The following is an 11,485-nucleotide window of genomic DNA, read 5'->3' as shown; positions in this document are numbered from 1 at the left end:
AAAAGGTATTGCCAAGTTGTAGTACTTTTTTCGAGGCTCTTTTGTCCTGCTCTTGTTTCAATTGACTATAGCTTCTTTTTAGCATTCTTTTTCCTCATTTTAAAATAATCTCCTCAAAAATCAATTTTGCTTCTTGACTTGTTTGATTTTTTATTGTACTATACAACTGTATATACAGATAAAAAGGAGTTATTATGAATACACAAAAGAAAACACAATTCATGACCTTGACCGCATTACTGACAGCTATCGCTATTTTGATTCCTTTGGTGATGCCATTTAAAATTGTCATTCCTCCCGCTTCCTACACTCTAGGAAGTCACGTTGCTATTTTTATCGCTATGTTTCTTTCTCCTTGGATGGCTATCTTTGTTATTATAGCTTCTAGTTTAGGATTTCTCATGGCTGGGTATCCGATTGTTATCGTACTTCGTGCCTTCTCCCATATCTTTTTTGGAAGTCTGGGTGCTTTCTATCTTCAAAAACATCCTCAAACCTTGGATAATAAGAAATCTTCATTGATTTTTAACTTTGTACTTGGTTTGGTTCATGCTATTGCTGAAGTTTTTGCTTGTATGATCTTTTATGCTAGCACTGGAACTGACTTAAAAAATATGTTCTATGTCTTGTTTGTATTAGTTGGATTTGGTACTATTATCCATAGTATGGTAGACTATTACTTAGCATTAGCTGTTTATAAAGCATTGAAAAAACGCCGTTAAGCGTTAAGAAAGAAAAATATGACAAAAAATCGAAAAGAAGCACTTCTACAACTCTTAAAAGAAGCTCAAAAACCTCTAAACGGAAAAAGATTAGCAGAACATTTTCATGTCACTCGCCAGATTATCGTTCAGGACATTGCAGTTCTTCGTGCAGACGGTGCTCCTATCTTATCAACCAATCGTGGCTATATTTATAAAGAAAGCAAAACCAATCCGTATGTTCACAAGCTGTTTAAAGTAAAGCACGAGATGGAAGAAATCGGTCAAGAACTTCTAGCTATCGTCGATAATGGGGGACGTGTTCAGAATACCTTGATTGATCATCCTGTCTACGGGGAAATTGAAACCTTGCTCAAACTCTCTTGTCGCCGTGACGTTCAGCATTTTTTAGAGCAAGTCGAACGGTCTGACTTTAGACCACTTTCTGAATTAACAGATGGCGTCCATTATCACCTAGTCGAAGCTGAAAACGAACAAGACCTCCTCTATATCGAGAAGGCCTTGGACAAGTTAGGCTATTTAGTAAAGGATTAGAGTATTTTCTTTTCCCAATCGTCTTCTGTACGGCGAGGGTAGAAAAATTCAGACTTATCCGGAGCTTCCATCATCTCCATTAAAGGTAACATATCATAGGCCAGATCCAAGTTTGGAATCTGGTCTTTTTGCACCCAAGAAACTTCCCCTTCATCTGAAGAGCGAAGGGTCCCAGAGAACTCTGTCGCCTTATAACAAATGACAATATAGCGCCCACCTGTATCTAGTGGCCAATTTTTAATGCCGACCAGTTGAGGATTTTGAATCGTCAGACCTGTTTCCTCGTATATTTCACGAATGACAGATTCAGCGAAAGCTTCTCCATTTTCAACATGACCTCCTGGGAAAGCATAGCCAGACCAGCGGTTGGTTTCAGGCGATCGATACTGCATAACCACGCGCTGATTTTCAAGATCTTCTATTAGACAAATATTAGTTAGAATGGTTAATTGAGAACGGGACATAAATTTACTCGCTTTCTAATGTTTAATTTTTTTCTACATACTTAACTTTAGACTTCATAATCAAAGGATTAATCAAGTCATGATATTCATGAATTTCATGGAGTAAGAATCCTCTGTTGATTCTGATTTCATTTTTTTCCCTAATCACATAGTAGTCTAAATTGATAGGCATAGATGAATCTGGAACCGTGGATAAAATGAAAAAGATCATAAACCAGATTATAAGAGCAAAGAATCCACTGAGAGCCTGAAAAATCAGGTGATGCCATTGAAAGATTCTAGATTTATAGAAGATAGTCCACGGATGGATAAATAGGGTTAAACAAAGACCAAAGAACCAGAAATTCCACAAGACTGGGGTAAAAGCTAAGCCAAACAATCCTAAGATAAAATGAATCAGGGCGAATATCAGGAACAGAAGGTAAATTACCCTAAATATAGTTAGATGTTTGATCATGATTGACTCCTTTTCTTTTCAATATATTTCATAAATAAAATCATTAAAGCAGGTACGGTAAAAAAGACCAGATAGGTTGCTATAGGGAAACAAATATAGCGGTGGTCTAGGGATAAGAGAGAAGGTAAAACGTGGTGAGTCCGTGTTTTAATTCCCATTGTCAAGTGAATTATAAAAATAAAACAATTGTAAAGAAACGGTTCCAGATAATCTTTAAAATTTTTCTTAGTTGAACAAACCTCTCGCAGATAATAAGCGTACATCCTACCGAATATAAAGAATATATTAAGATAAAGCGGAAACATATAATTAATTTGATTATATGGATTTGGAAGAAGGATAACTTGACTAAAAACAATACTTACTATCCCTACTAAGACTAGGTAAACTGTAAAATCCACTAAGAAAGCCAACAGCTTATGAGAATCTAACCACAGATTGAACTTCTCTACCCTGGATAATTTCTTTTTCCTTTTTAATTTTCTTCTGTTATTTTTCATTTGAATGAATTTTCCCCATTTCCTTTTGTCCTCTTTTCTTTTCAATATACTTGGAAATTATAATTGTCACAATAAGCCATAGAAAGAAAATAAAATAAGTAACGAGGGAAAACAGATATAGCGATAGTCTAATGCCCATATCAGAAGTAATCTTCTTCCTCTTTTAGAGGTCATCCCAATCGTTCACTGTAATACACAAGCAATTCCGTTAGGATATAAAAACACTTCTGCAAAATTTTGCAAGGAAATCCAGTCTTTCCTAAAGGTACGAAGGAAAATATGATAAGATGCATTCACTCAAAGAACGATATTTAAATAAAGTGGAAAACTATAATGCAGTTCCCGATAGGGACTTGGAATAAGGGTTGTCCCGTACAATAGACATAATATTCCTAGAGCAGAAAACAACAGAACGCTTGCATCAAGTAGAAAAGCAACTTTTGTATGCTTCATAAGCCAAAGATTCATGCGGTCCAGTAGACCAATCTTTCTCTTTGATTTCTGGTGTTTTTTTAATGTTTTCTGTCTCTTACTTTTTTGTTTCATGATAGTTTTTTAACTTCTTCTGCCACTTTTTGGAGATGCTCTTCACGCATACTTGCTGTATTCACATCCAGTCCAACTTCACCTAGTACGCACACGCGCTTAGTTTTAATTCCACAGTGATTCAAGACCGCATTTTTCAAAACAGAGATGCCATAGCTATCTGGAATGTTGATAGGACCCGAAAAGATTTTGTACCACCAAGTGGGCGCCATGGAGGTTGCGTAAATACTGGCTGTTTTGCCTTTTAATAACTTTTTAAACTGCTTGCCTCTAAGGTAATTCCAGATAAAACTCCCCTGATCATTAGCAGAGTAAGCAATCCCTGGTGTAAAGACCCGGTCAATCCAGCCTTTCATGAGGCTAGGCATACTACTCCACCAGATAGGATAAATAAAGATGAAATGATCTGCCCACTGGATTAATTCTTGGGAACGAAGGATAAAAGAATCTTCTTCCATACGTTTTCGATATCCATAACGTAAAACAGGATCAAAATCTTTTTCATTAAGACTGATAACTTCAAGCTCATGGTGCCTTGAATCAATATTTTCTACAATGGTTTGAAAAATTGCTTGACAGTAACTTTCCTTATCAGGGTGTCCATTGATGACTAGAATTTTCATTCATCTTCTCCTTCATCTCTTTGTTTCATTCTATCTATTTCACTTTTTAGACTTGATTAGTTGATAACGGTTCAAAGATTGATAGATACTTCTTTTAGGAATTTTTATTTGAAGAACACATCATCCTCAATTCCTTAACAGGTTTTCCAAGTTTAAGTATTTTTTCTTGGCCATCAAAAGTAAAACCTATTTTTTGATAGAAAGCAATGGCTCGCTTATTATCTTTCAATACCCATAAATAAATTTCAGAGAAATGATCAATAGCAACAAATGCAGCATGCATTAACTGTTCACTCACACCTTTTCCATAGTAATCTTTTAAAACATATAAGGCAATGATTTCACCAGCTTGAATGGCCTCATCACGAAAATTTCCATAGCTGATAAATCCAACGACCTGCTCTCCATCCATAGCAATCAAGGTATTTTCTGGATATTTTTGACTAAAGAATCGACATCTTTCTAATGTCATCGTCTCCTGAAATTCCATGGGTAAAAGATCGTCACAAGCCTCTCTCCACGTTTTCCAATGAACGAGGGATTTTCCTTCTACCTCTTCAGGAGTTTCCATTGTTTTAATGATAATCTTCATTCGCTTTATCCTATCTAATCCAACGCCTTCACTTCCAGCATCATATCGCGAATCTGTGCTGCTAGTTCAAAGTCAAGCACTTCAACGGCTTCTTGCATTTGTTTTTCTAGTTTCTTGACGAGTTCTTTGCGCTCTTGTTTGTTGAGACTGTTGATGTCAACTTCCTTGTCCTCTTCCTTAGCAACTGCCTTGGTCACAGCAATCAGATCACGGATTTCTTTCTTAATGGTTTGTGGAACGATACCATGTTCTTCATTATAGGCCATCTGGATTTTCCGACGGCGAGCAGTTTCATCAATGGCACGTTGCATAGACTGAGTCACAGTGTCCGCATACATAATGACATGCCCTTCACTGTTACGAGCGGCACGTCCAATAGTCTGGATGAGTCCACGCTCGTTACGAAGGAAACCTTCCTTGTCAGCATCGAGAATGGCAACCAAGCTTACCTCAGGAACATCAATTCCTTCACGGAGGAGGTTGATTCCGACCAAGACATCAAAGACACCCAAACGTAGGTCACGGATAATCTCCGTCCGCTCTAAAGTCTTGATATCCGAGTGCATATACTTGACCTTGATGCCCATTTCTTTGAAGTAGTCGGTCAAATCTTCTGCCATTTTCTTGGTCAAGGTGGTGATAAAGGTTCGCTCGTTCTTTTCAACACGGGCATTGATTTCACCCAAGAGGTCATCAATCTGTCCCATAGTCGGACGGACCTCCACCTCAGGATCCAAAAGACCTGTCGGACGAATGATTTGCTCAATCACTGTCTCAGTCTGTTCATTTTCATAGTCACCAGGTGTCGCTGAAACGTAAACAATCTGATGCACATGACTTTCAAACTCTTCACGACGGAGAGGACGATTGTCCAAGGCTGACGGCAAACGGAAACCATAATTAACCAGCATTTCTTTACGAGAGCGGTCTCCATTGTACATTCCCTTGATTTGTCCCATAGTCATATGACTCTCGTCAATCATAATCAAGAAATCATCTGGAAAGAAGTCGAGAAGCGTATAAGGAGGCTCTCCTTCGCTACGTCCATCCATATGGCGTGAATAGTTCTCAACCCCGTTAGTATAGCCCATCTCACGCAGCATTTCGATATCATACTCTGTCCTCTGTTTCAAACGTTGGGCTTCAAGCAGTTTACCTTCCTTCTCAAAGACAGCTAGTTGTTCTTCTAATTCTGCCTGAATCTTTGCAATGGCAACTTCCATGTAGTCCTCATTGGTCACAAAGTGAGTCGCAGGGAAAATCGCCAAATGATCCACTTCTCCCAACACCTGACCTGTAAGCGCTTCAACTTCACGGATACGGTCAATTTCGTCTCCAAAAAATTCCACTCGAAAGGCGTGTTCATCACGGGAAGCTGGGAAAATCTCTACCACATCCCCACGAACGCGAAATCTTCCCCGTTGGAAATCAATATCGTTGCGCTCAAACTGGATATCCACCAAATCATTCAAGAGTTTATCACGAGAAATCTCTAGACCAGGACGGAGACTCACGACACTATTAGCGTATTCCTTTGGCGAACCCAAACCATAGATACAAGAGACTGAAGCTACTACAATGACATCATTGCGCTCCAGAAGGGCTGAAGTCGCTGAGTGGCGGAGCTTGTCAATCTCGTCATTGACAGAACTATCCTTCTCAATATAGGTATCACTAGAAGGGACATAGGCTTCTGGCTGGTAATAGTCATAGTAAGACACAAAATACTCAACAGCATTTTCAGGGAAAAATTCCTTAAACTCCCCATAGAGCTGTCCTGCTAGAGTTTTATTGTGGGCAATAACCAGAGTTGGTTTATTGACTTTGGAAATGACCTGACTCATGGTATAGGTCTTCCCTGTTCCAGTCGCCCCCATCAGAATCTGAGCTTTTTCTCCACCCTCGATATTATCAACCAACTGTTCAATGGCCTGCGGTTGGTCACCAGACGGTTGGTATTTAGATACGAGTTTAAATTTGTTGTCTGTAATTCTATTGATCATAATTGCCTCATACACATTTTCTATCCTTCTATTTTACCATAAAAAGGATCGACTTACTGATTCTCAACTTCTTGCCATTTAGCATCTTATGTCACATCTTATCACATGAAAACACTAAATATTTGCCAACTTTTTTAGTTTCTGATATAATGGGAAAATATTCGGAAAAGGAGACTAAAAATGAAGAAAAAATTTCTAGCATTTTTGCTAATTTTATTCCCAATTTTCTCATTAGGTATTGCGAAAGCAGAGACGATTAAGATTGTGTCTGATACCGCCTATGCACCTTTTGAGTTTAAAGATTCAGATCAAACTTATAAAGGAATTGATGTTGACATTATTAACAAAGTCGCTGAGATTAAAGGATGGAACATTCAGATGTCCTATCCTGGATTTGACGCAGCGGTAAATGCGGTTCAAGCTGGTCAAGCTGACGCAATTATGGCAGGAATGACAAAAACTGCAGAACGTGAAAAAGTTTTCACCATGTCTGATACTTACTATGATACAAAAGTTGTCATTGCAACTACAAAGTCACACAAGATTAGCCAGTATGACCAATTAAAAGGTAAAACTGTTGGTGTTAAAAACGGTACTGCCGCTCAACGTTTCCTTGAAAGTATCAAGGACAAATATGGCTTTAGCATTAAAACATTTGACACTGGTGATTTGATGAACAACAGCTTGAGTGCTGGTGCCATCGATGCCATGATGGATGACAAACCTGTTATCGAATATGCCATTAACCAAGGTCAAGACCTCCATATTGAAATGGATGGTGAAGCTGTAGGTAGCTTTGCTTTCGGTGTTAAAAAAGGTAGCAAATACGAGCACTTAGTCACTGAATTTAACCAAGCCTTGGCTGAGATGAAAAAAGATGGTAGTCTTGATAAAATCATCAAGAAATGGACTGCTTCATCGTCTTCAGCAGTGCCAACTACAACTACTCTAGCGGGCTTAAAAGCTATTCCTGTTAAAGCTAAATATATCATTGCCAGCGATTCTTCTTTTGCACCTTTTGTTTTCCAAAATTCAAGCAACCAATTTACTGGTATTGATATGGACTTGATTAAGGCCATCGCTAAAGACCAAGGTTTTGAAATTGAAATTACCAATCCTGGTTTCGATGCAGCTATCAGTGCTGTCCAAGCTGGTCAAGCTGATGGTATCATTGCTGGTATGTCTGTCACAGATGCTCGTAAGGCAACTTTTGACTTCTCAGAATCCTACTACACTGCCAATACTATCCTTGGTGTCAAAGAATCAAGTACCATTGCTTCTTATGAAGATTTGAAAGGAAAGACAGTCGGTGTTAAAAACGGAACTGCTTCTCAAACCTTCCTAACTGAAAACCAAAGCAAATACGGTTACAAAATCAAAACCTTCGCTGATGGTTCATCAATGTATGACAGTTTAAACACTGGTGCCATCGATGCCGTTATGGATGATGAGCCTGTTCTCAAATATTCTATCAGCCAAGGTCAAAAATTGAAAACACCAATCCCTGGAACTCCAATCGGAGAAACAGCCTTTGCTGTTAAAAAAGGAGCAAATCCAGAATTGATTGAAATGTTCAATAACGGACTTGCAAACCTTAAAGCAAACGGTGAATTCCAAAAGATTCTTGACAAATACCTAGCTAGCGAATCATCAACTACATCAACAAGCACTGTTGATGAGACAACTATCTGGGGCTTGCTCCAAAACAACTACAAACAACTCCTTAGCGGTCTTGGCATCACTCTTGCTCTAGCTCTTATCTCGTTTGCTATTGCCATTGTCATCGGGATTATCTTCGGTATGTTTAGCGTTAGCCCATACAAATCTCTTCGTGTGATCTCTGAGATTTTCGTTGACGTTATCCGTGGTATTCCATTGATGATTCTTGCAGCCTTCATCTTCTGGGGAATTCCAAACTTTATCGAGTCCATTACAGGCCAACAAAGCCCCATTAACGACTTTGTAGCTGGTACTATTGCCCTATCGCTCAATGCAGCTGCTTATATCGCTGAAATCGTTCGTGGTGGTATTCAGGCCGTTCCAGTTGGTCAAATGGAAGCCAGCCGAAGCTTGGGTATCTCTTATGGAAAAACCATGCGTAAGATTATCTTGCCACAAGCAACTAAATTAATGTTGCCAAACTTCGTTAACCAATTCGTTATCGCTCTTAAAGATACAACTATCGTATCTGCTATCGGTTTGGTTGAACTTTTCCAAACTGGTAAGATCATCATCGCCCGTAACTACCAAAGTTTCAAGATGTATGCAATCCTTGCCATCTTCTATCTTGTAATTATCACACTTTTGACTAGACTAGCGAAACGCTTAGAAAAGAGGATTCGTTAATGGCAAAACTAAAAATTGATGTAAATGATTTACACAAAAACTACGGAAAAAATGAAGTCCTAAAAGGAATTACGACTAAGTTCTATGAAGGAGATGTTGTTTGTATCATCGGTCCTTCAGGTTCTGGTAAGTCAACCTTCCTCCGTAGCCTCAATCTTCTAGAAGAAGTCACTAGCGGTCACATCACTGTGAACGGCTATGATTTAACTGAAAAAACAACCAACGTTGACCACGTCCGTGAAAATATTGGAATGGTGTTCCAACACTTCAACCTCTTCCCACACATGTCTGTATTGGACAACATTACTTTTGCTCCAATTGAGCACAAGTTGATGACTAAAGAAGAAGCTGAGAAATTGGGAATGGAGTTGCTTGAAAAGGTTGGACTAGCAGATAAAGCTAATGCTAACCCAGATAGCCTATCCGGTGGTCAAAAACAACGTGTGGCTATCGCTCGTGGACTAGCAATGAATCCTGATATCATGCTCTTTGATGAACCAACTTCTGCCCTTGACCCTGAGATGGTTGGAGACGTACTAAACGTTATGAAAGAATTGGCTGAGCAAGGCATGACCATGATTATCGTAACCCATGAGATGGGATTTGCTCGTCAGGTTGCTAACCGCGTTATCTTTACTGCAGATGGCGAGTTCCTAGAAGACGGAACACCTGATCAAATCTTTGACAACCCACAACATCCGCGACTTAAAGAATTTTTAGACAAGGTTCTAAACGCCTAGAGGCAGGGCTAAAAGTCTTTATAATCAAAAAAACGCATTGTATCAGGTATAAAAAACTTGATATTATGCGTTTTATTGTGGAAAGATTTACTTCGGTTTCTCCTAATACTCAATGAAAATCAAAGAGCAAACTAGGAAGCTAGCCGAAAGCTGTACTTGAGTACGGTAAGGCGACGCTGACGTGGTTTGAAGAGATTTTCGAAGAGTATGAAATTGAGTTTTGCCTAACCTCTTAGTATAGCCGTATTGGATTTTTGGATTTTTTAGAAAATTATGATAAAATAAAGGATATGAAAAATGGGGACTCCTCATGCCTAGTTTAACTAGGAAACAAAATAGAAATTAGGTAGCTAGATGTCATCAAAAGTTATTGTTACAATTTTCGGTGCAAGTGGGGATTTGGCCAAACGTAAGCTCTACCCTTCACTTTTTAGACTTTATAAATCAGGTAATCTTTCTGATCATTTTGCTGTTATTGGAACTGCTCGTAGACCTTGGAGTAAGGAGTATTTCGAATCTGTTGTTGTCGAATCAATTCTTGACTTGGCTGATAGCGTTGAAGAGGCTCAAGCATTTGCGAGTCATTTTTACTATCAAAGCCACGATGTTAATGACACTGAGCACTACATCGAATTACGTAAACTTCAGGCTGAATTAAATGAAAAATATCAGACTGAACACAACAAACTCTTCTTCCTCTCAATGGCACCTCAGTTCTTTGGTACCATCGCTAAACACCTCAAATCAGAGCAAATTGTTGATGGTAAAGGCTTTGAACGTTTGATCGTTGAGAAACCTTTTGGAACCGACTATGAGACTGCAAGCAAATTAAACGAAGAACTCCTAGCTACTTTTAACGAAGAGCAAATCTATCGTATCGACCACTATCTCGGTAAAGAAATGATTCAAAGCATTTTTGCTATCCGATTTGCTAATATGATTTTTGAAAATGTTTGGAATCGTGAACACATCGATAATGTTCAGATTACCTTTGCAGAACGTCTAGGTGTTGAAGAGCGTGGTGGCTACTATGATGAGTCTGGTGCCCTTCGTGATATGGTTCAAAACCATACACTCCAACTCCTGTCACTCCTTGCTATGGACAAGCCTGCTAGCTTTACCAAGGATGACATTCGCGCAGAGAAAATCAAGGTCTTCAAGAACCTCTACCACTCTACAGATGAGGAACTTAAAGAGCACTTCATCCGTGGTCAATATCGTTCTGGTAAAGTTGATGGCATGAAATATATTTCATACCGTAGTGAACCAAATGTTAACCCTGAATCTATGACAGAAACCTTTGCTTCAGGTGCCTTCTTTGTAGATACCGACCGCTTCCGTGATGTACCTTTCTTCTTCCGTACAGGTAAACGCCTAACTGAAAAAGGAACACACGTGAACATTGTCTTCAAACAAATGGATTCAATCTTTGATCAACCTCTAGCACCAAATATTTTGACAATCTACATCCAACCAACAGAAGGATTCTCTCTCAGTCTTAACGGTAAAAAGGTGGGGGAAGAGTTTAGCCTTGCGCCAAACTCGCTTGACTATCGAACAGATGCGACTGCAACAGGTGCTTCACCAGACCCATATGAAAAACTCATCTATGATGTTTTGAACAATAATTCAACTAACTTTAGCCACTGGGATGAAGTGAGTGCATCATGGAAATTGATTGACCGTATCGAGAAGCTTTGGGCTGAAAACGGAGCTCCACTTCATGACTACAAGGCTGGTAGCATGGGACCTCAAGCTAGCTTTGATCTCCTTGAGAAATACGGTGCCAAATGGACATGGCAACCAGATATCGCCTATCGTAAAGATGGTCGTTTAGAATAATCATAACCACCCGTCTAACGGGTGGTTTGCCCCAGGGCTATAAGCCCAAATTACGGCTCTTTGTCAACTGTAGTGGGTTGATGAAAAGTTATAACCTGGAGAGGACCAACTTGGTT

At 39.1% G+C, this 11,485-nt stretch carries 10 protein-coding genes; 5 read left to right on the top strand and 5 right to left on the bottom strand.

The features are described 5' to 3' along the window. The first annotated feature begins 194 nt into the window (after nt 1-194). Nucleotides 195-722, top strand: a complete 528-nt coding sequence (locus ADF68_RS01325; RefSeq protein ID WP_049548312.1) for an ECF transporter S component — start codon at nt 195-197, stop codon at nt 720-722. Between the two features lie 18 nt (nt 723-740). Continuing rightward, nucleotides 741-1,256: a transcription repressor NadR gene (locus ADF68_RS01320; RefSeq protein ID WP_049548311.1), complete on the top strand. Its 516-nt coding sequence runs from the start codon at nt 741-743 to the stop codon at nt 1,254-1,256. Here the strand turns inward: ADF68_RS01320 and ADF68_RS01315 are convergent. From ADF68_RS01315 to uvrB, 5 genes are all read right to left on the bottom strand, one after another. Next, nucleotides 1,253-1,720, bottom strand: coding sequence for an 8-oxo-dGTP diphosphatase (locus ADF68_RS01315; RefSeq protein WP_049548310.1), 468 nt, complete (start codon nt 1,718-1,720; stop codon nt 1,253-1,255). The genes ADF68_RS01320 and ADF68_RS01315 overlap by 4 nt on opposite strands. A 22-nt stretch (nt 1,721-1,742) precedes the next feature. Then, complete coding sequence (locus ADF68_RS11340; protein WP_049548309.1) at nt 1,743-2,177, bottom strand: hypothetical protein; 435 nt, start codon at nt 2,175-2,177, stop codon at nt 1,743-1,745. A 1,042-nt stretch (nt 2,178-3,219) separates the two neighbouring features. Beyond that, on the bottom strand, nt 3,220-3,846 hold the full coding sequence (locus tag ADF68_RS01295) for an NAD(P)H-dependent oxidoreductase (protein ID WP_049548306.1): 627 nt from the start codon (nt 3,844-3,846) through the stop codon (nt 3,220-3,222). Nucleotides 3,847-3,940: 94 nt separating this feature from the next. Continuing rightward, nucleotides 3,941-4,438, bottom strand: a complete 498-nt coding sequence (locus ADF68_RS01290) for a GNAT family N-acetyltransferase (RefSeq protein ID WP_049548305.1) — start codon at nt 4,436-4,438, stop codon at nt 3,941-3,943. Between the two features lie 14 nt (nt 4,439-4,452). After that, complete coding sequence (gene uvrB, locus ADF68_RS01285; protein ID WP_049548304.1) at nt 4,453-6,441, bottom strand: excinuclease ABC subunit UvrB; 1,989 nt, start codon at nt 6,439-6,441, stop codon at nt 4,453-4,455. Nucleotides 6,442-6,621: 180 nt separating this feature from the next. Between uvrB and ADF68_RS01280 the strand changes: the two genes are divergently transcribed. The 3 genes from ADF68_RS01280 (at nt 6,622) to zwf (ending at nt 11,369) form a co-directional block, all read left to right on the top strand. After that, a complete protein-coding gene (locus ADF68_RS01280; protein ID WP_049548303.1) occupies nt 6,622-8,787 on the top strand; it encodes an ABC transporter substrate-binding protein/permease in 2,166 nt (721 codons plus the stop codon). Further along, complete coding sequence (locus ADF68_RS01275; RefSeq protein ID WP_049548302.1) at nt 8,787-9,527, top strand: amino acid ABC transporter ATP-binding protein; 741 nt, start codon at nt 8,787-8,789, stop codon at nt 9,525-9,527. Before ADF68_RS01280 ends, ADF68_RS01275 begins: the two co-directional genes overlap by 1 nt. Before the next feature lie 354 nt (nt 9,528-9,881). Then, entirely contained in the window at nt 9,882-11,369 is a 1,488-nt protein-coding gene (gene zwf, locus ADF68_RS01270; RefSeq protein WP_049548301.1) for a glucose-6-phosphate dehydrogenase, read from the top strand. Nucleotides 11,370-11,485 lie beyond the last annotated feature (116 nt).

Source organism: Streptococcus pseudopneumoniae (genome assembly GCF_001068775.1).
Taxonomy (GTDB): domain Bacteria; phylum Bacillota; class Bacilli; order Lactobacillales; family Streptococcaceae; genus Streptococcus; species Streptococcus pseudopneumoniae_N.
The sequence above is the reverse complement of the archived record's forward strand: the minus strand, read 5'-3'. Positions and strand labels throughout refer to the sequence as shown.